The following is a 21,836-nucleotide window of genomic DNA, read 5'->3' on the forward strand; positions in this document are numbered from 1 at the left end:
CATTACCGCAGCTTTAAGTTTCCACTTGTCATTTCAATATCGACTAAGTGTGTTCCTTTTCCCCGCGTGCCTGTAAAGCCTCGTCCTTCACTATCCGCTTGATCAAAGTGATAGGAGTGATCGACGCTTCCACTTGTTTTTTTCACCTGGACATTGAAATCTCCTTCATCCGGTAAATTAAATTTTGCACTGCCTGATGTCATATGGAAGGAGACAGGTGATGCAATGGTATCAAAACTTGCCGTTAATCTACCGCTTGTCATGCCTAGTTGCAGCTCCCCTTTGACATCTTTAATATCGGCACGTCCAGAGGTTGCCCCAATATCACTATTTTTCGCATCGATGTGAGACACGGAGAGTCTGCCCGATGTCGCTTTGATTTCTACATTTTTTGCTGAGAAATTCTCGGCTTTGAGGTTTCCGCTTGTTGATTTGAGCGTCACATCTTGAAGAGAGAGCTTCCCTTCGCCATCCATCTCGCTGACCCCGCTTCCACCCGTAATCTTCACATTTTTATGATAATCTGTTGGAATTTTGACTAAGAGTTCTCCTTTTTCAAATGAGGAGAAAAACAAGAATCCTTTATTTTCAGCACGGACGTTGAATGTACTGCCTGTTTGGTCCGCATACATTTTCCCTTTTCCATTAACGACAATCACGGAAATATCGGAACGATTTTCAGGCTTTACCTTCACGCGAAACCCAGAAAGAGAGATATCTAATTGATCAATTTCATCTTTTTTCGCTGAAGCTGTTGTGACTGCTTTTTCACGGGAGAAACTCAAATGAAAGAGATCTTCATTTTTGAAAAGCATCCCAATCATTAAAAAGACACCTACAAGTATACAAATTAGACCGATTAACCGCTTCATTCGTACCATCCTTTTATCTTCTGACCTTTTCATTATAAGTAAAAGCGAAACAGAAAGAAATCAAATATCGGAAGAAAAATCCTGCTTTTCTTCCGATCTGACATCGATTCCTTAGTTTGCTTGCTGCTCAGGCTTCTTCTCCAGCTTGAGCTTCTGCCATTCTTTTTCAACCTCATCCGCATAGTCTAGATGAGCATATGCTCCTTGATCGGCAAATTGTGCATAGCTGCCCGCTTTTGTCTCCATTTCTTCGATACGGTTCTCCATTCGAAGAAATTCCTTATATGCACTTTCACTGTCTACTTTGTTCATGGATTCGTTCATATGCTGCTTTGCCTGTGCAGCATTTGCTCTTGCAATCAGAGCCTGCTTCTTGTCTTTAATATCACGCAGCTTCGTTTCTAACTGCTGCAATTGCTCTTTCAGCTCTTTCAATTGTTTCACAGAGTGCTGATAAGCTTCCTGATATTCCTGGTGCTTTTCTTCAAAATACTTCATTTCTGTGAGCGCTTTTCGTGCAAGTTCCTCTTCTCCCGCATGATATGCCAGCTCAGCCTGCTTCTTTCTTTTATCAGCAAATGCTTCTGTCTCTTCTGCTTTGTGCAGGAAGCCTTGTTGAATCGTTTGCTGTTTGATGATCGCATGTTTCGCTTTGGCAATATCGTCCTCCATATCACGAACGTACTGATTCAGCATGACACGCGGATTCTCCAATTTATCTAAGCCTTCATTGACCGTTGCAACAAACATATCTCTTACTCTTCTGAATACCATTTGATATTCCTCCTCTTATTTTTTCTTTAAAAAGTCTTCCCATTCTTGATCAAATGACGTGTGAATAGGTTCTTCCATTTTCGGTGCCGTGTTTGGCTCCATATATGATCTGCTTGATGATTCTTTTGCCTGTTCACCATTGATCATCGTCCAGCCGAAGTAGAGAAGCCCCCCAGCCAATGCGATTCCAAGGATAAACGGCAGAGATTGCACAACAATCAGTACACCAATGACCGCTAGAATGACACCGAAGGTTTGACTGCCTTTCTCATATTTCTTTACACCTACATAGATGAGCCACGCCCCAATCAGAATCGGGATCAGCCCTCCTAGTGAACCACCGAAGAAGATGGATAGACCGACAAACATTAAAATCGAACCGATGATGGTTTTACTTGTTATTTTCATCTTCATGCCTCCTTTCTTGCTCCTTGCTTTTACTATAGTCAAAAAAGAAAGCTGGCAAAACGTGTCACAGATTGATCTTTCATTGCGACCAGAGTCGTAACTTCACTCAGACTAAGCGATAGAACCCAATAAAAAAGCACTCTTCTCATTCGAAGAGTGCTTCAGATTGTTGACAAAGGGCTAAAATGATCTTTATTTTAGCCCTTTGTCTTCTTTTCAGCGTGTAGACCGAAACACGTCTGCGCTTCGTTCATATTCAACATCAGCTTCACCGAGCCGATGATTCACGACTCGTGCGGCTGCAAATAAATAGTCGGATAGACGGTTCACATAGGTGAGTGTAACCGCTGGAATTTCCTCCTGCTTCGCAAGCGTCACAATATGCCTCTCTGCTCTTCTGACGACTGTCCGCGCCACATGTAAGAGAGCTGCTCCTTCCTGGCCGCCCGGTAAAATAAACTTTGTGAGAGGCGTGGCTTCTTCTACATAGATATCCATTCTTTGTTCAAGGACTGCCACTGATGCTTCAGTTAATTTGCCTTCTTTACGTGGTTTGACTGCTGCCAAATCACCGCCGCAGTCAAAGAGCTCGTGCTGTATCACAATCAGCTCTGACAAAATGTCTTGAAACAATTCGCCATGCTGACGTAAATTTGCATGTGCGAGTCCAATGAAGCTATTCGCCTCATCTAACGTGCCGTACGCCTCGACTCTTACATCATCTTTATCGGCTCTCCCGCCGATCAAGCCTGTTTGGCCTTGATCCCCTGTTTTTGTATAAAGTTTCATCGGTGTCCCTCCTTGTCTATTGCTTTGTCCTTTTAGTATAACCTGAAGTGGAAAGGATGTATTTGTTTAACTAAAGCACTGTGATTTTCATCGCATCATAAACAAAAAAGCGAACCCTTTGGTTCATTTTTGAATGGCATTCAATGTATAAAGAAGACGGTGCACTTTCTGTTTTAATCTTTCATGTAAATGCTCATCATCTTCTGTTTCCTGCATACCCGCAGCAGCGATACAAAGATGATGAATGGACATGCTCGTCTCCTGTTTAATCATGTGGACAAGCTGCCCCATGAGCTGAACAGACGATCCGTCTGATAAAGATTCTTTCAGTACAAGCCAAATGGTCAGCTCTTTTTGATGACGCATGCCGTAAAGCACCATGTCGTTTTCTGTGTCTTCAGCAGCAAATTGGTTTGGTCCACTCGTTTGGTCGTAAAACAATATTCCTTCACGATCATCCAGCTCGTCACGAAGTATCTCAGTTCCTGTTCCGAGAGATCTTTCCCAAAAAAAGCCGCCCCTTTTCTGATGTGAGGAAAGGACGCGGAGCGGCTGTTTGAGGGAAAACGTCATTCCTTCTGAGCCATACGTTTTCCAGCCATCCGCTAACTTTCCATTTGATGCTATAGAAGCCCCCGCAGGCTCAATGATCAGCTGAGGGTTTGCTCTTCGCGGGTGTTGGAGCGGTGTTACCTCTGTTTCATACACACGGTTGATTCGCTCAGGCGTCAAGACGTGATGCGGCAGTCCTATCATTTCCGTCTTTCCTTCATCAAGCAGCAGCAGCCGGTCACAATATAAACTGGCGATGTTCACATCATGAAACACGCCGATCACCGTTAGCCTAGAGGAAGTGGTCTCTTCTTTAATTAAATCAAGCAAGTCTTTTTGATAGGCCAAATCAAGAAAACTGGTTGGTTCATCCAGCAATAAATATTCAGGCTGCTGGGCTAATGCCTGTGCCAAGTACACACGCTGCTGTTCTCCCCCGCTCAACTCATGAATGGATTGATCCTTAAATTGTGCAACATCCGTTTGTTCCATTACTTTGTTTACGACCTGCATATCTTCTCGAGTAACAGATTGCAGCCATCCTTTTTGATATGGGTAACGACCGAATTGAACCGTTTCTTCCACTGTAAATGAGAAGGCTTGGTCCGTTTTCTGCGGTAGAACAGCCATTTTTTGCGCAAACGCCTTTGGACGGTAGGATTGAACCAATTGACCGCTCAGGCGTACCTCGCCACTCTCAGGTGCCAGCATCCCAGAAATCATTTTAAGCAAGGTCGACTTCCCGCTTCCATTTGGACCAAGTATACCGAGAAATTCTCCTTGCTTTACCTCAAGGCTGATGCCACGTATGACCTCTTTCTCTCCATATCCACCTCTGATTTCCTTCACTTGAATCATAGATGTGTCCCTCCTCTATATTTACGGATGAGGATGATGCCGAATACAGGGGCACCAATTAACGCAGTAATGATGCCAATCGGTAATTCAGTCGGTTCAATGATCGTACGGGATAACACATCTGCTAAAACGAGAAAGGAAGCGCCGTTCAGCATAGACAAAGGCAGGAGGTGCCGGTGGTCTGTGATGGCTAAGAGGCGAATAAAATGCGGAATCACAAGTCCCACAAATCCGATCGTCCCTGACACCGCTACCGCACTACCAGTCAGAATTGAGCCAGCAAGCAGCACTATATATTTGCTCCTTTTCACATGTACACCTAATAGCTGTGCCTTCTCCTCGCCATACGTCATGACATTCAAATCTCGTCCCATCAGCATTAATGCAAAGGTCCCCACAAGAAAGAAAGGAAGGAAAAGCGCAATATAGCGCCAGCCCCTCATGGACACACTGCCGAGAAGCCAATGAATAATCTCTTTTAGATCATCACCTGTTAAAGCAATCATCAATGATATAAGCGCACTCAAAAAAGAGCTAAAAATCACCCCTGTTAAAATTAAAGAAGAGATGCTCATCCCCCGATGAACAAGACGCGCAAAAAAGAGGACGAGACATAGGGTCACAAGCGCTGTTGTCATACTGAAAAAAGGCAGTGTGAAACTGCCGAGCAAAGGGAGCTGCAAGCTGAAAAATAGTGTCGCGACGGCTCCAACTGATGCCCCTTGAGATACACCTAGCGTATATGGGTCAGCGAGAGGATTTTTTAATAAACCTTGAAAGGCTGCACCTGATAACGCCAGCGCTGCTCCGACTAGTGCCGCTAATATCACTCTCGGCAGCCGGATATTCATCATAATATTGCGATCAATTGAATCTATTGTGCCAATCTGCACCCCGAATAGTTCATGAACAAATATACGGAGAATAGAAGGAATGGGAATCCCTAAGCTTCCAAAGGAGATTCCCATTCCAATGCTCACCACAAGAAGTAAAACACTTAGTGTGTATGCGATGATGAATTTATTTGAACGTGTCAGGATAGATGCTTTTCGCAAGAGCCTCGACTCCTTCAACCAATCGCGGTCCCGGTCTTGATGCGAGATCCGTATTCAATTGAAAGACTTGTTTTTCCTTCACTGCTTTGATCGCATTCCAGCCGTCTCTCTTTTTCAGATCAGCTAAGCTGGAACCATCAATTGTGACGATCACATCAGGATTTCGTTTGATAATCGCTTCTTCTGTCATTTGCACCCAGCCAGTTTGATCGCCAGCAGCATTTTTCGCATGGATAACAGAAAGCATTTCGTCCATAAATGTATTTGTACCTGTTGTATAGATTTCAGGCGCACCTGATACTTCGACAAAGACTGTTTTTTGTTCGTCTTTGGAGATCGCCTCTGCTTGTTTCTTGATGTCATTCAATTTTGTTTTCATCTCATCTACAAGCTTTGTTGATGCTTCTTTTACACCTGTTGCTTCACCGATCAAATTGATCGATTTGTACGCATCCTTAAAGGAGGTGGCATCATTTACAGTCAGTACTTGAATTCCTGCATCTTCAAGCTGTTTAAATCCATCTTTTGATCCCATCTGCGATGCATGAGCTAATACTAGATCAGGCTTTAAGGAAATGACCTTCTCGACATTGAATTCAAGTCCGCCAATCTTCTCTACCTTTTCAACTTCCTTTGGATAATTGTCAAAATCTGATCGTCCAACCATTTTATCGCCAAGACCAAGCGCATAGGCAACCTCTGTATTACTTGGAATTAATGAAACAATACGCTTAGGCTGCTCTTTGATTTCGACTGTTTTACCAGCTGCATCTTTAATCGAGACAGGAAATGCCGCAGCCGCTGTTTCGTTATTTTGTGAACTCTTTGCTTTATGGTCTGTCTCAGCACCTGCACATCCTGCTAAAACACCCATCACAAGCAATAGCGATAGCCAAATGGCCGTTAACTTTTTCATGAATGAACCCCCTGGTTTATGTACTGCTTGACGTCATCTCTTCCGTCAATTCTTTTCTAATTTCGGGAATATTATACTACAGTGCAGATAGGTTGTATATGTGATTTCTAAAAGCGTCTTTTTCGTTCTTACTAAAAGAAAAACAGCCTCCGAAAAGACTGTTTTTCACTCATCTATCAATTGATTTGTTCCCCATTGATGACGACTTTCTGAAAAGAAGGAGATACTGCATGCTCCAAAGAAAGTGGATACGTCACATGATCTATGACACAATTTTTCATGTTGAAGTGTGTAACGGGGGAATGTGAGTAGGCGGCTATTTTCACACCATATCGTCCGCCGCTGCTTTTCAGTCCTTCTACTTCAATATGACGCACAACAGGACGATGTGGACCCGCATCCCCTTCCTCATACATCATGTCGATACAGACCACTTCATGCTTTAAGCTTTTGACTGTGTTGTTTTTAAAGTAAATATGTTCAATGGTACCGCCTCTGACAGAGTTGGTTTTAATACGCAGTGCCCGGTCAAGGTTCGGACTATCCATTACATTATTCTCTGCATATACATACCTGACCCCGCCAGAGATTTCACTCCCGATCGTCACTCCGCCGTGTCCATCACGCATCTCATTTCTACGAATGACAATGTTTTCAGATGAAACCCCTATTCTCCGCCCGTCCTCGTTTCTGCCAGATTTGATGGCAATACAATCGTCTCCATTATCAAAATAACAATCTTCAATGAGCACATTCCGGCAAGACTCCGGATTAACACCATCTGTATTTGGTCCATGCCCGATGATATGGACTCCACGGACGATGACATTTTCACTTAGCACAGGATGAATTTGCCACATCGGTGAATCCTTCACTGTCACTCCTTCAATGAGAACTTGCTGGCATTGGTAGGGCTGGATAAAGCTTGACCTTAAATAATGGCCTTCTCCAAACACTCTTTCTTCTACTGGTATCCTCTTTTCAGCCATTTCAAATAGAAGCTGCCGATCCCGGTCCTGAGACGGCTGGCCATTCGTGCCATACTTCCAAGGCCACCAATGATGTTCATCCCCTCTGCCATCAAGCGTTCCAGCTCCTGTGATGGCGATATTTTCTGCATGGTGTGCATAAATGAGAGGTGAATAATTATAAAGCTCAATCCCTTCATATCTTGTCAGTACAATCGGCAGATAATCCTTTGGATCTTGGCTGAATGCCACATAGGCTTTCTCATGCAAATGCAGCTCTACATGACTCTTCAATTCTAGAGCACCTGTCACAAACGTCCCTTCTGGAATAAGCACACGTCCCCCTTTCAAACGGTGCGCATCATCAATCGCAGACTGGATAGCATCTGTTGAAAGCTCTATCCCTTTCCCATCTGCACCATAATGAACCACATTAAATTCACGATCAGGGAACAGCGGCGCTTTTATCTGCTTTAACACTTGATCGATTCCGTTTGCTTTTTTGTCTTTCTTCTCTTGCCTTGCTAAACGCGTGAGTCCGATTCCTGTGAGTACCGTTCCTGCTGTGATATACATCAAATCCCGCATTTTAAACACGTTCTCATCCCCCAGTCGCCTTAAAGTGTGACACCTGTTTTGAAAATAGCCAGCTCTCTAAAATTGTTTTTTTCATGATTTAATAGCTTTCCGCTCGCCACATCAATGACAGTTGAAATGAATTTTTCTAATACAACATCTTCTGGTACATCTTCAAGCAGTTCTCCCGCATTAAAGTCAATCCAGTGCTTTTTTGTTTCATATAAGGCTGTATTCGTCGAGACTTTCATTGTAGGGACAAACGTACCAAATGGTGTCCCTCTTCCTGTTGTAAAAAGGACCAACTGACAGCCGGAAGCAGCAAGTGCGGATGAAGCAACCAAATCATTACCTGGCGCACTTAATAAATTCAGGCCCTTTCGCTTCAGCAATTCCCCATATTTCAATACATCTTGAATGTCAGAAGTCCCTGCTTTTTGTGTACAGCCGAGAGATTTATCCTCTAATGTCGAAATTCCACCAGCTTTATTTCCCGGGGAAGGATTTTCATATACTGGCTGTCGATGATCCATGAAGTATTGTTTAAAGTCATTGATCATTTGCACAATATTGTCGAAAGTCGCTTCTGATTCCGCTCTCTCCATTAAAATCGTTTCAGCTCCAAACATTTCGGGCACTTCTGTTAACACTGTCGTGCCGCCTTGAGCAACAATAAAATCGGACAGCCTTCCTAAAAGCGGATTTGCGGTAATGCCGGAGAATCCATCTGATCCTCCGCACTTCAAGCCGATTTTCAGCTCAGATAACGGGATCTCTTCACGGTGATCTTCTTTCGCCGCATCATAAATTTCCTTGAGTAAAGCGACTCCCGTCTCAATCTCATCTCCTACTTCTTGGCTTCTTAAAAATTTCACTCTCTCACGGTCATATTCACCTAATGTGGACTGAAAATCTTCAATATCATTATTTTCACAACCAAGTCCAAGGACGAGCACCCCTCCAGCGTTAGGATGCTTCACGGCATTTTGTAAAATGGTTTTTGTATTTTCATGATCGTCCCCAAGCTGGGAGCATCCATAATTGTGCTTTAATACGAGAGCTGTTTCAAACGGATGGATGTTTCCGCCCATTTCAGCGGTGAATATTTGGATGATTTGATCGGCAATGCCATTCACGCATCCAACGGTTGGGACAATCCAAAGCTCATTGCGAATCCCGCTTTCCCCATTTTTTCGTTTATATCCTTTAAATGTAAGATTCGTTTTTTCATAGGGGTTGTCTGTGAATGAAGGCTCGTATTCGTAATCGAGCTTTCCTGATAGATTGGTTTTGATATTATGCGTATGCACCCATTCTCCAGCAGAAATGGTAGTCGTTGCATGCCCAATGGGGTAGCCATATTTCATGATATTCTCTCTTTGCTTGATATCAGCCAAAGCAAACTTATGACCTTTGGGAACGTTCTCTTTTAAGACAACAGAGTGATCTTGATGATGCAGCTCCTCCCCTTGTTCAAGTACTTTTAATGCAATACCGACATTATCTGAAGGGTGAATCACAATAAAATCTTTCATGCCTTCTCCCCCTGACTTTCATATTGATGATGCAGCATTCGTTGAACAGCCGCTCTCATCCCTTGCTCCTGTATGAAGGTAAGCTGATCAGCTACAGCGTGACTCAAATCATCTACATCCGTTAAATTTCTCCCCCATAATGGCTCACATGATAGAATCCTGGCTGCGATCGCTTCATTGGATTGGTTCTCCCCTTCCCAGGCTTCCTCCATAAATGCCATTACAGTCTCATCATCCTTTATCCTTTCTGCATATGCTCTGTAAAAATAAATGAGACTGCTGAGTGAAAACACGAGATTCATTGGCAGCTGTTTCTTTTGCTCAACATAATCAAGCAATGACGGAAGAACTCGGGTTCGGAACTTGGATATACCATTGAGCGCAATATCGAGCAATTGATGCTTCACAAATGGATTGCAAAAACGATCCCAAACCGATTGTGTATAAAGAAGAAGCTCATCTTGAGAGAGCTCAAGCCCTGGCAGTACTTCCTCCTCCAGCATACGCCGGATGAACGGACCAACATGCTTGTCATCCACAGCTTCTTTTACAGTGTCTATACCACATGAGTAAGCGATTGGCACCATTGCTGTATGTGCACCATTTAAAATTCGTACCTTGCTCATGCGATAAGGCGCAATATCTTCTACAAAAAGGACATTTAATCCTGCTTTTTGAAAGGGAAGCTCTTTTTGTACGAAGGCAGGTGCTTCAATAACAAAGAGGTGATAATATTCTGCCGTGACAAGCAACTCGTCGATATACCCATCTTCCTTTTGGACAATTTCAGCTGCTTCCTTAGAAAACCCAGGAACAATCCGATCCACAAGCGTATTACAAAACGTGTTGGCTTCTTTGATCCATGTGATAAACGCAGGCGGCAGGTCCCACTCAGCTGCCATGTCTATCACATATTCCTTCAAACGGTCACCGTTATGTTCGACCAGTTCACATGGAAGGATGATCAGCCCTTTTTGTTCATCTCCAGTAAATGCTTTAAACCGGTGATATAAGAACGCTGTCAGCTTTCCTGGAAAACTGGCTTGCGGTCGATCCTCCAAGCGATCCTCCTTTCTGAACATAAGTCCTGCCTCTGTCGTGTTTGAGAAGACAAAGCGGAGATCGGGGTTTTCAGCTACGTATAAAAAACCATCGTAATCCGTATACGTACTGATTCCTCTGCTGATCGATTGAATGATCATGCGCTCATTCATTTCTTGCTGGTCATGATAGCCCTGTATACATAAAGTATATAAGCCATCTTGTTCATTTAAAGCCGCAACGGATCCTTTTCGCGGAGGAACAACAACAGCTCTTCCTTTAAAATCTGTGCAGTCGTTCAGCTTCTGGATGTGCCAATTAATAAATCCTCGCATAAAATTCCCTTCACCGATCTGTAAAATCGTTTCCGGATACTCAGGCGCCGGGTACATGGCTTTTGATAAACGTTTCAAATGGATTCCCCTCTCTTCGTGATATGCACACGTGAACATTTATCTTTAAAAGGTGCTGATTACTGCACCTTTTTGACTGAATCTCTGATCATCAGCTCTGTGTGGACATAGATTTTTCCCATTTGATCTTCTTCCTGCTCTTCACCGTTTATGACTGATAGGATGGCTTCTGCTCCAAGTGCACACATTTTTTCGATAGGCTTTTTTACCGTTGTCAGTGCAGGCGTGGTGTAGGATGAGAATGCTATGTCATCAAAACCGATAATAGAGATATCACCTGGACATGTCTTGCCTTTTGCATATAAAGCATTCATCGCACCAATGGCCATGTCATCGTTAGAGCAAAAAAGCGCTGTTGGCGGATGATCAAGGGTCAGCAGGGATTCCATTGATTCATAGCCGCTTTTCATGTGGTAGTCACCTGTGATCATATATTCTTTCTTCATAGGAATATGGTGATCAATTAACGCTTGGAGAAAGCCGGCTTTTCTCTCCTGAGTCGATTTAAAGCCTTCTTTTCCTTCAATGATGGCGATTTGATGATGGCCTTGCTGAATGAAATAGTGCGCTGCCTGATATGCTCCTTGACTATCATCTGCTAATATATTCATCACTTCATTACTTTCTACACGGCGATTCAGCACAATGATTGGAATGCCCTGTTTCTTGACATGATGGATAAACGCTTCATCGTGCTCGCTTTGACTCATAAGCAAAATGCCATCGTAGCGCTGTTTATGAATGGTTGTGTAATCGTGAAAGTCGTCAATTCCCCTTACAAACAGATTATAATGCTCAGTCATCACGCTATTGACGCCCTTTAACGCATCTACAAAGAAGCTTGAAGATGTGCCTTCTGTTAAACTCGTAAAAAACAGACCGATTGTAAACGATTTTTGTGATACAAGGCCTCTGGCATGGACATTCGGTGAATAATTCAGCTGTTTTGCAATCGACAAAATCTTTTGTTTTGTCTTCTCTTTAATAAAAGGACTGTTATTCAAAGCCCTTGATACCGTAGTATGAGAGACGTTTGCCAATTTTGCTATGTCTTTAATTGTGACTGTCATGCTATTCCGCCTTTTATGATTTTTTTCCATCTTATCATAAAACCGCTTTCATTTTCTCACCTTTTTCTTCATGTGATTTTACTTTGGTGATGGAGCTGCTTTGCCCGGTCAAATTGAAAATATTGCTTGGCATTTTCATAGCTGATTCCTTTCACGATCCCCCCTAACAGCTCAAGGTCATAGGGGACTTCTCCTTTTTCTACCCAATCTCCGATGATATCACAAAGCAGTCTTCGGAAATATTCATGCCTTGTATACGACAAAAAGCTTCGTGAATCAGTCAGCATCCCGATGAAACGGCTGATCAGTCCAATACTGGAAAGAGCCATCATCTGCTCTGTCATTCCTTGCTTCGTATCATTAAACCACCAGGCTGTGCCGTGCTGCATCTTCCCCGGTGTCTTCCCGTCTTGAAAGCTTCCAGCCAATGTTGATATCACCACATTGTCCCTAGGATTCAAGGAATAGAGAATGGTGTTTGGCAATGCATCTTCTTGTTCTAAACGATCTAATATTCGGCAAAGCGGCTTTGCAATGTCCTCATCATTCATCGCATCATACCCCGTATCTGGTCCGAGCCGCTCAAACATTTTCGTATTGTTGTTTCTAAGCGCATTGATATGAAGCTGCATCGCCCAGCCACGCTCACAGTATGCCTGACCTAGCATAATGAATGTCTCTGTTTTAAACTTGATCTTCTCTTCTTCCGTCAATGGATGACCAGACATTCTTTTATGAAAGATGGTCTCCACTTCTTCTTCTGACGTTTCTTCATATGTCATTTCATTTATAGCATGATCTGAGATCAAACAGCCGTGTTCATGGAAGAAATCAATTCTTGCACGGAGTGCTTTTAAGAAGTCTTGGTAGGATTGTATTGGAGTAGCTGAAACCTCTGCCAGCTCGTGAACATATTTTGCAAACAGATCATTCGCTATATCGAGTGCTTTATCAGGTCGAAACCCTGGGAGCACTTGTACAGAGAATTCCTCTTCCCGCAGTTTTTGATGATAGTGAAGCGAATCGACCGGATCATCTGTTGTCACAACGGTTTCAACGTTTGATTTCACAATGAAGTCCCTCGCACCAAATCCCTCTCCTTGCAGCTTTTCATTGACTTTCTTCCAAATAATGTCTGCGTTTTTTTCGTTTAATAGGTCTTCGACTTCAAAATATCGTCTTAGCTCTAGATGAGTCCAGTGATAGAGTGGATTTCCAATGGTCATGGGTACGGTCTTCGCCCACGCCAAAAATTTCTCATGATCTGATGCATCCCCCGTAATGTGCGTTTCAGGGATGCCATTTGTTCTCATGGCACGCCATTTGTAATGATCTCCATAAAGCCATGCTTCGGTGATATTTTGGAAGGTTTTATTTTCATAGATGTCTTTAGGACTTAAATGACAATGGTAATCTATAATTGGAAGGTCCTTTGCAAACTCATGGTATAGCTTTTCCGCCGTTGGACTGTTTAGTAAAAACTGCTCATCTAAAAAGGCTCTCATCAAATTCCCCCATCCCTCTTATCGTATGAAAAATAATTTGTTCACGTTAACAATTTAATTGTAATCGTTTACAAAGTTGATTTCAATCCTAAAACAGGAAAAAACGATCTCCTTAAGAAAGGAAAATCGTTTTTTGCCTATTTTACAGGAGGTGATTTTTTTAGGATAATCGCAATAGTTGTTCCAGCACCTAGTTCGCTTTCCACTTGAATATCACCGTCATGCAGCAAGACAAGCTCTTTTGCTATTGCCAGCCCAAGTCCTGTTCCATTCGTTGGGTCATTTGTATTTGTCCCTCTGTAGTAGCGGTTAAATAAGTGATCTACCGTTTCTTGTGCCATTCCGCATCCGTTGTCTTTCATTTCGATCCGAACTTCTTCATTTGTTTCAGATAAAACAGCTGTAATATGAGTGCCTTTTTGGTTATGCTTGACTGCATTCGCCAGCAGGTTCTCAATCACTCGTCTGAACCAGGCTTTGTCGATCTCAAACATGACACCGTTTGTTTGATCTTCAAAAGAGGATGAAAAATCCTCAGAAAAGGAGCTTCTTGAAAACTCGTCCATAATAGAGGCTAAAAATTCACCCAGCTCGACCGGCTTTCGATTAATAGGCAAGGCCCCATTTTTCAATCGGTACGTGAGGTTTAAATCCTCAATCAAGGTCGACATGTATTCTGATTTCTCACGAATCACCTGTCCCATTTCCATGACTTCTTCCTTGGACCATTGATATTGATCAGATTCAAGCATGAGCCCATAGCCGTAAATCGTACTAAGAGGTGTTTTCAAATCATGAGACAATCCTGCAATCCATTCTTCCCTTGTGGTTTGAATTTTTCTTCGGTTTGCTTCATTCTCTTTTAATGTAAGCGTGAGCTGATCCATTGTTTTTAGGATATCCTCAAATAATCGGTATTCCCGCTTAATACGACCTTTTTTATTTTTACTGATTGGAATTCCTTTTCTATTTGTTGGTTCCTGCAATTTATTTCTAGATAAGAAAATCAGCCAGCGGATAATGTGATAGATCGGCAGACCATAGCGATACGAGTACCATAATGTCATGACGATAATAATAGTGAGTGCAAGACCTGCAATCAAGATGGTTCTATATTGATTTAAAGCATCTGTCTCTTTATCATACAATTCGTCTGGGCTATATACTTTGTTTGGTACCGAAACGATCAAATATAGACTTTTATTCACTCTGATATAAGATAGGTCACTTCTAAACTCCCAAGGCTTCGATTGGTACTTAAGCAATTCAACATCTGTTACGTTATGTTTCAAATCGTTTTTGGCTCGAATGCCTTTTAAGTATTTTCCTTCTTCATTAAACAGGTGTACCGATCCATTCATTCTTTTCAAGAACTCTATCGTTTCAAGCGAATATTGAGAAAGTGCAGCCAGATTTTTCTCATGCTGCTTAAGATAATTGGCTACCTTTGTGCTGTTCGTTTTGAACCCATATAACACGATAAAGCTTTCTTGATCAATCTCAATTGGCCAGAAGTACATCTTGTAATCTTTAAATTGTCTTTTTTCAAAGATCTTGATCATTTCATCCTTTTGATAGGATGTTGGAATATTTTTAGGAAGGTGATAGCTATATACGTTATGTTTTTTTGAATCAATCACTTGCAGCCAGCCGTCACGTTTTTTCACTGCTTGCTTGAGCTGATCTTCGGCTTCCATTTTGCCATCCTCGTTAAAATAGAGCCAGCTCATGAGTGTGTCCCCATCAGCCTTTGTTAAACCAGTTTCGGTCATATTCTCATAGTATTTTTTATAATATAGATTCTCAGTAAACGTATTCCCGATCAGCAGAATCGCAATGACGATAAACATCTGTCCGACAAAGTGAAAGAAAAGTTTTGTTCGTAAATTCATGAATTAATTAAGAACCTTCACAGGGTGCGGAATAAATTTATATCCCATACCACGGATGGTCACAATATATTCAGGCTGACTTGGATCTAATTCAATCTTTTCTCTCAGCTTTCGAATATGAACCATGACGGTGTTGTTATCACCATACGACGGGACGCCCCATACTTTCTCATAGATTTGATCTTTTGAAAGAACCACATTCGGATGATCACAAAAGTACTTCAGCAAGGATAGAAGCTGAGCTGAGCATGCCGTCATCTCTCCTCTCACTTTCAGTTCGGCTGAATGAGGATGATATGAGAAATGGGCATATTCATATTGGTTTTGAGCCTCTTCTTGCTCTTCCTGTAAGGAGATATATGTTCGGTTTAAGTGAGCCTTAATTCTAGCCACAAGCTCTAGCGGATTAAATGGCTTTGTAATGTAATCATCTGCCCCCTGCGCAAAGCCGGTCAGTTTATCTACATCAGACGTTCTTGCAGTTAAATAGAAAATGGGTGCTTTCGTATATTTTCTCATTTCAGGAAGAACATCAAAGCCAGACTTACCGGGCATCATCACATCTAGAAGTAAGAGGTGGATGTCCTCGTTTTTGACAACATCTAATGCTTCATCTGCATGGTAGGCTTTATAAATATGCTTGAATCCTTCTTTTTTTAATACGCGTTCAACCATTTTTACAATTGCTTCTTCGTCATCTGCAATCAATATTTTTGCTGTTTCCACGCATCTCTTTCCTTTCTAGCTATGATCTCTAACCGTATATTACCATTGTCTAAAGTAAAAAAGTACCTCTTTTCTGCATAAAAGCGAAAAAATATCAACTGGAGAAAATGGCAGTACTAGGAAGTTTCAGAGACGCAAAAAAACTCGGCTATTCCACCGAGTTCCTTTTACTTTTATTATCCATTCACAGCTTCTAGCTTTCTTTCATGATTCATTAAGTCATATGTTAAACAGATCGGCTTATTTGTTCTAGGATCAAGTACAATTTCTGCATCAATGTGGAATACCTGACCAAGCACCTCTTTGGTCATGACCTCATGAGGCGTCCCATCTTTGATGACTTTTCCTTGATTGAGGGCAATCATGTAATGAGAAAAACGTGCCGCATGATTCAAATCATGAATGACCATCAACACAGTTCGTCCCTGCTCTCTGTTTAACCGTTCTAACAGCTGAAGAATCTCGAGCTGATGCGCAAGATCCAAATACGTCGTTGGCTCATCTAATAGAAGCAGTTCTGTTTCCTGGGCAAGTGCCATCGCAATCCATACACGCTGACGCTGTCCACCGGAAAGTGCTTCAATTGGCCGGTCATGAAAAGCGATCATGCCCGTTTCCTCAAGTGCCCATCTGATGATTCGTTTATCTTCATTTGATAAGCGACCAAATCCATTTTGATGTGGGAAACGTCCATATGACACAAGCTCATACACTGTCAGTCCGCTTGGTGCTTCGGGCGTTTGCGGTAAGATCGCCATTTGTTTTGAAATTTCTTTTGTAGGCGTTTGATGAATAGCCTGACCATTTAAGTAAACAGCTCCTTGATGGGACTTCATGATCCGAGACATTGTTTTTAAAATCGTTGATTTCCCGCATCCATTCGGCCCGATCAGTGTTGTCACCTTGCCTTTTGGGATACTGATATTTAAATCATCTACAATCAAACGGTCCTGATAACCGATACAAAGCTTTTCTGTTTCGAGCGATTTCATATGTTTTTCTCCTTCCTCATTAGTTCGTTTTCATCAATAAGTAAATGAAGTAAGGTGCGCCTAAAGCAGAAACGACAAGGCCAACTGGCACCTCTGATGGTGCAAGTATGACGCGGCCAAGTGTATCTGCCAGTAATAATAACAGTGCGCCAATCAACGCGGAGGCCGGTATCATTCCTTGATGCTTTGGCCCAACAAGCTTTCTCGCCAAGTGCGGTGCGGCTAACCCTAGGAACGAGATACTACCTGCAACAGCGACACTTGCACCTGCTAATGCAACGGCAATCAGCATCAGAAAGCTTCTTTCTTTATGAACCGAGATCCCTAAGCCATAGGACAGCTGGTCACCTAAATTCATGATATTTAGGTAGCGTGCTCTCACAAGCGCTAACACAAGGAAAATGAGCATCCATGGCAGAACAGACAGGACATACGTCCAGCTTGAGCCCCAAATGCTTCCTGATAACCACACGATGGCTTGGTTAAAGTCATTTGGGCTCATTTTTAATTGGATGACCACAATCGCTGCTGAAAACGCAGCATTAACGCCAATTCCCGTTAAAATCAATCGAACAGGTGTGATGCCTTTTTTCCACGCTAACACATAGATGAGAAATGCAGCAAAGCCTGCACCTGCAAATGCGAAAAGCGGCAGTACAAAAATCGTCAAATTACCTAAGTTCGACATCGTGCCTTGGAATGCAAAGATAAAGAGCACAACGGCAAATCCTGCGCCCGCATTCACACCAAGAATACCGGGATCAGCCAAGCCGTTTTGAGAAACACCTTGCCAGATAGCTCCTGATACAGCGATGGAAGCACCAACAAGTAAGGCGATGATCATTCTTGGAAGTCTGAATTCGAACAGCACAAGCTCATCCATTTCACTTCCGAATCCAAAAAATGTTTTCAATGTATCTACCGGAGAAATACGAATTTCTCCGGTATTTAAACTAATCAGAAATACCGCGACGATGGCTAAAAAGATCATCAGCATCGTTCGTTTATATTTCTTTTTCTTTGCCTGCTGCACCATTTCCATTTAAATTCCGCTCCTTTCACGTCTAGCTAAATATAAGAAGAAAGGAACGCCTATAATCGCAGTAATGGCACCGACTGGCGTTTCAAATGGAGCATTGACTAGCCTTGCAGCAATGTCTGCATAAATTAACAAAATGGCACCTAAAATAGCTGAGCAAGGGATAATCCATCGATAGTCCACTCCGACCAAGAATCTAGTGACATGGGGAATGACAAGCCCGATAAAACCAATTGAGCCTGCCACCGACACAGCAGCACCGGTTAAAAGAATTACGACCAATATTCCTAGCACCTTGACCGTTTTCGTATACTGCCCGAGCCCTTTAGCCAATTCATCACCTAAGCTCAGTACAGTGATCGAGCGAGCAAGGATCATCGCAATCAAAAGTCCTGCAATAGCGACTGGAATAATGACCTGAATGTTGCTCCAATTCACACCTGCAACGCCGCCCGCATACCAAAAGCTCATGTCCTGAGCGACATCAAACCGGATGGCAATTGCTGAAGAGATTGAGCTTAAAAGTGCTCCAACCGCCGTACCCGCTAGTGCGAGCTTCACTGGGGTCAGTCCTCCTTTAGACAGAGTACCGACACCAAACACAATAGATGCACCGAGTGCGGCTCCAGCAAATGACCAAAGAATTAATGTGAAAGAAGATTGGCCTGGGAAAAATGCAAATGCTATCGCAATCGCAAATGCAGAGCCATTTGTCACACCCATAATTTCAGGAGACGCAAGCGCATTTCTTGTCATCCCTTGCATGATGGCACCAGATACAGCTAAAAAGGCACCGACGAGTGCAGCCCCAACTGTACGCGGCAGCCTCAATTCCCGAATGATTTGATGTGAAGTTTGTTGTGGATCAAATTGAAAAATGGCTTCCCATACCGTGTGAAGATGAATATTTGCTGCTCCTAATGATACCGATAAAAAAAGACCAAATGCTAAAGCGATAATTCCTATGATAACAACAGCTGCTGTTCCAAAAGGCTTCGTGACAATATCCATTGCATCGTCCTTGGCTGGCAGCTGTTTATTCGATTGTGAGCCCAAAACCAGTCTCTTCCTTTCCGTTCATATCTATTCCTCATTAGTGATAATGATTATCAATCTCGAAGTCTAGTATATCATTTTCTTTTCTTTTTGAAATCATTGTTCTGAACATTTTCTTTATTTTCATCAAAAAACCGGGAGAAACTTACCATTTTTCTTTAGGTCCTAAAATAGCCGATGCATTTTTCATCCCATCATGTTACGATATAATTGAAATTGAGAATCATTATCAAAAGAAAGTGAATAGGAGAGAATCTTTGTGAAAAAACGATCGGGATTTCTTTTGATTTTCTTAGCCGTTCTTATGCTTTTTACAGCTGCTTGCGGCAGCACTTCAAATAAAAAATCTGGCGCCAACCAGAATGACACAATCACCTATCAGGATGTCAAAGGTGAGGTCAAACTCCCTAAAGATCCGAAACGAATTGTGCTTCTGGCGGAAAGCTACTATGGAGACCTCGTGACACTTGGCAAGACGCCAATTGCTGCAACTGCACCCATCTTTAAAAACCCTTTCTATAAGGGAAAAACGGATGGTGTCAAAAACCTTGGACCAACCCCTTCTGTCGAAAAGGTAGCGGCTTTGAAGCCAGATATGATTATCGCTTGGGGAGAAGACGAGAAATTTGATCAATACAAAAAAATTGCTCCAACCGTTGCAATTAAATACAATCAATATTCCTTTAAAGATCAGCTAAAAGAATTCGGTAAAATGACAGGTACACCGAAAAAAGCAGCAGAATGGATCACAAAATGGGATACAAAAATAGCTGAGGTAAAGCCTAAAGTAACAAAAGCGGTCGGCAGCAAAACCGTTTCAATCGTGTCGCCTTTTGATAAAGGTATTTATATCTTTGGAAACACCTTTGCGCGCGGAGGCGAAATTATTTATGACGAGCTGAAATTACGTGCGCCAAAGGCAGTTAAAAAAGACGCTATCGACAGCGGTGTCGGCTATGCAAACATTTCCCTTGAAAAGCTGCCAGAATACGCAGGCGACTATATTTTCACTAGTCCATGGAGTGGTTCAAAAAGTAAAGGAGACCAAGTGTATGAAAGCAGCATTTGGACATCACTGCCTGCTGTACAAAATAAACACGTATTTGAAATCGATCCTGTCGGTTATTTCTTTAATGACCCAGTGTCACTAGAAGGACAGCTTGAGTTTATTGTGGACCGATTAACATCCGCATCATAAAAAAACGTTTCTCCATTTCTGGAGAAACGTTAAAATTATTCTGTTCCTTTGGCGAATCCTTTTGACATGAATGGATAAAGCAAAATACCTACTAAGAACAGACCGATGCCAAGTCCAAATGTTTTCAAATCAGCTGTGCCTGAAATAATGACCCAAGCGGAATACCCCATCGCAACAAGCGCAATGATTCCGTCTCTTGTTCGCTTCCCTTTTTGAAGATCATACGTGTCACCTTGCATGATGACCTTAAAGCTATAGATCGAAGACACAATATACGGAATGAGATACGCAAGTGTCGCTGATGTCGTTAAAAAGGTAAAAGCTTCATTAATCGTACGGGACATCACTGAGAAAATAAACAGTTGTGACATGATATTTGTAACTGTCAAAGCAAAAACAGGACTGCCTTTTTTGTTTGTTTTTGCAAATACTGCTGGGAAATCGCCAGCCTTTGCTGCTTGATACGGTACTTCTGAACCAAGTAAGATCCAGCCAAGCATCGAGCCAAATAAACAAATGATCGCAAGCAGTGCCATGACTATTCCGCCAGCCGGTCCAATAATGAGCTGAAGCACGTCAACGAATGGTTTATCTGAGCCTTGCAACTGATCATGCGGCAGGACGCCCATTGTAATCAATGTAATAATCATGTAGATGGAAAGTGCGATTAAAAGACCTGTAATCGTTGCACGTTTCACATCGCGCTGCGAGGATGCTCTCCCTGATAAAATCACAGCTGATTCGATGCCAATAAATGCCCATAGTGTGGAAATGGCCGCATGATGAATTTGGCCTCCAAGTCCGAGCACTCCTTCGCCTTCTGCTGCAACTGGGAAGTAATAATGTTCAAATAATGCCGTTTGGAATGCAAATAATCCCGCAACAATAAAAAGGACGAATCCAAGTACCTTTGAAAAGGTCGTAATAAAGTTTAATTTACTTGCAGCACTTAAGCTTGTAATTAAGATCGTATGTGTGCCCCAAAGAAGAATGGTACATACAATAAACGTTGTCAGCTGACCAAGTGTGATCGCTTCTTTTCCAAAGGTGAAAATCTCCGTCTTCACGGTGAGAATAGGGAAAAATGTCGTTAAATAACCGGCAAGACTCGTAATAATTGCGACATTACTAATCCAGCTTGCCACCCAATATCCCCAAACCATTGTAAAACCGGCCGCTTTCCCTTTTTTCGGATCGTTAAAAAGCGCTCTTGCATAACTTTGTGGTCCAGCCGTCAGCTGCGGCTTATGAATGGACAAATGCCCAAAAACAAGTGCAATCATCAGCACACCGCCACCTGTAACAAGCCATGCCATCGTCACACCTAAAGGACTGGCATGCTGGGCAAGTGTACTTGGCAGCATAAAGATGCCTGACCCTACCATATTTCCGACGACAAAAGCCGTCAATAACCAAAAACCCCATTTTTTTGTCTGTTCCATTTCCGTACCTCCGTTATATTCACTTCGGACCAGACCCGGCAGTATCTTCATTGATATATTCGTGAAGCAATGACTTGTATTCTTTATGTTCATCATGGGTCACTTTCTTAACAGCATACCCTTATCTTAGATACTCAGAACATAAAAAAAAGCCTGAAC

Annotated in this window: 19 protein-coding genes; 1 reads left to right on the top strand and 18 read right to left on the bottom strand. The window is 42.4% G+C overall.

Features of this window, described 5'->3' with window-relative positions:
• Positions 1–2 precede the first annotated feature (2 nt).
• The 17 genes from liaG to C6344_RS10975 all read right to left on the bottom strand — a co-directional run bounded on the left by liaG (position 3) and on the right by C6344_RS10975 (position 19,037).
• On the bottom strand, positions 3–872 hold the full coding sequence (gene liaG, locus C6344_RS10895; protein ID WP_106072943.1) for a LiaG family protein: 870 nt from the start codon (positions 870–872) through the stop codon (positions 3–5).
• Positions 873–983: 111 nt separating this feature from the next.
• Positions 984–1,646 carry a stress responsive protein LiaH gene (liaH, locus tag C6344_RS10900; RefSeq protein ID WP_060597278.1) on the bottom strand — a complete coding sequence of 221 codons (663 nt, stop codon included), beginning with the start codon at positions 1,644–1,646 and terminating at the stop codon, positions 984–986.
• 15 nt (positions 1,647–1,661) lie between these two features.
• Complete coding sequence (locus tag C6344_RS10905) at positions 1,662–2,054, bottom strand: membrane protein (protein ID WP_034659942.1); 393 nt, start codon at positions 2,052–2,054, stop codon at positions 1,662–1,664.
• A 216-nt stretch (positions 2,055–2,270) separates the two neighbouring features.
• On the bottom strand, positions 2,271–2,843 hold the full coding sequence (locus C6344_RS10910) for a cob(I)yrinic acid a,c-diamide adenosyltransferase (protein WP_106071434.1): 573 nt from the start codon (positions 2,841–2,843) through the stop codon (positions 2,271–2,273).
• A gap of 123 nt (positions 2,844–2,966) precedes the next feature.
• Positions 2,967–4,253 (bottom strand): heme ABC transporter ATP-binding protein, encoded by a 1,287-nt coding sequence (locus C6344_RS10915; protein ID WP_106072944.1) that lies wholly within the window; start codon positions 4,251–4,253, stop codon positions 2,967–2,969.
• Entirely contained in the window at positions 4,250–5,308 is a 1,059-nt protein-coding gene (locus tag C6344_RS10920; RefSeq protein WP_060597281.1) for a FecCD family ABC transporter permease, read from the bottom strand. Before C6344_RS10920 ends, C6344_RS10915 begins: the two co-directional genes overlap by 4 nt.
• A complete protein-coding gene (locus tag C6344_RS10925) occupies positions 5,274–6,224 on the bottom strand; it encodes an ABC transporter substrate-binding protein (protein ID WP_106072945.1) in 951 nt (316 codons plus the stop codon). Before C6344_RS10925 ends, C6344_RS10920 begins: the two co-directional genes overlap by 35 nt.
• 176 nt (positions 6,225–6,400) lie before the next feature.
• Positions 6,401–7,789: a glycoside hydrolase family 28 protein gene (locus tag C6344_RS10930; RefSeq protein ID WP_034660694.1), complete on the bottom strand. Its 1,389-nt coding sequence runs from the start codon at positions 7,787–7,789 to the stop codon at positions 6,401–6,403.
• Positions 7,790–7,809: 20 nt separating this feature from the next.
• On the bottom strand, positions 7,810–9,303 hold the full coding sequence (locus C6344_RS10935; RefSeq protein WP_106039086.1) for a UxaA family hydrolase: 1,494 nt from the start codon (positions 9,301–9,303) through the stop codon (positions 7,810–7,812).
• A complete protein-coding gene (locus C6344_RS10940; RefSeq protein ID WP_106072946.1) occupies positions 9,300–10,757 on the bottom strand; it encodes a tagaturonate reductase in 1,458 nt (485 codons plus the stop codon). The genes C6344_RS10935 and C6344_RS10940 overlap by 4 nt, the downstream gene beginning before the upstream one ends.
• A 59-nt stretch (positions 10,758–10,816) precedes the next feature.
• Complete coding sequence (locus C6344_RS10945) at positions 10,817–11,827, bottom strand: LacI family DNA-binding transcriptional regulator (protein ID WP_060597286.1); 1,011 nt, start codon at positions 11,825–11,827, stop codon at positions 10,817–10,819.
• Between the two features lie 68 nt (positions 11,828–11,895).
• Positions 11,896–13,332: a glucuronate isomerase gene (gene uxaC, locus C6344_RS10950; protein WP_060597287.1), complete on the bottom strand. Its 1,437-nt coding sequence runs from the start codon at positions 13,330–13,332 to the stop codon at positions 11,896–11,898.
• A gap of 137 nt (positions 13,333–13,469) precedes the next feature.
• Positions 13,470–15,224, bottom strand: a complete 1,755-nt coding sequence (locus C6344_RS10955) for a HAMP domain-containing sensor histidine kinase (RefSeq protein WP_106072947.1) — start codon at positions 15,222–15,224, stop codon at positions 13,470–13,472.
• Between the two features lie 3 nt (positions 15,225–15,227).
• On the bottom strand, positions 15,228–15,950 hold the full coding sequence (locus tag C6344_RS10960; RefSeq protein WP_034659958.1) for a response regulator transcription factor: 723 nt from the start codon (positions 15,948–15,950) through the stop codon (positions 15,228–15,230).
• Positions 15,951–16,126: 176 nt separating this feature from the next.
• On the bottom strand, positions 16,127–16,942 hold the full coding sequence (locus C6344_RS10965; protein ID WP_060597288.1) for an ABC transporter ATP-binding protein: 816 nt from the start codon (positions 16,940–16,942) through the stop codon (positions 16,127–16,129).
• Between the two features lie 19 nt (positions 16,943–16,961).
• Positions 16,962–17,984, bottom strand: a complete 1,023-nt coding sequence (locus C6344_RS10970; protein ID WP_106072948.1) for a FecCD family ABC transporter permease — start codon at positions 17,982–17,984, stop codon at positions 16,962–16,964.
• Positions 17,985–19,037: a FecCD family ABC transporter permease gene (locus C6344_RS10975; RefSeq protein ID WP_060597289.1), complete on the bottom strand. Its 1,053-nt coding sequence runs from the start codon at positions 19,035–19,037 to the stop codon at positions 17,985–17,987.
• A gap of 259 nt (positions 19,038–19,296) precedes the next feature.
• Between C6344_RS10975 and C6344_RS10980 the strand changes: the two genes are divergently transcribed.
• Complete coding sequence (locus C6344_RS10980) at positions 19,297–20,235, top strand: iron-hydroxamate ABC transporter substrate-binding protein (RefSeq protein ID WP_060597290.1); 939 nt, start codon at positions 19,297–19,299, stop codon at positions 20,233–20,235.
• Positions 20,236–20,270: 35 nt separating this feature from the next.
• Here the strand turns inward: C6344_RS10980 and C6344_RS10985 are convergent, their stop codons facing one another.
• Entirely contained in the window at positions 20,271–21,677 is a 1,407-nt protein-coding gene (locus C6344_RS10985; RefSeq protein ID WP_060597291.1) for an amino acid permease, read from the bottom strand.
• Positions 21,678–21,836 lie beyond the last annotated feature (159 nt).

It is taken from the genome of Bacillus sp. GBSW19 (assembly GCF_002998655.1).
Taxonomy (GTDB): Bacteria; Bacillota; Bacilli; order Bacillales; family Bacillaceae; genus Bacillus.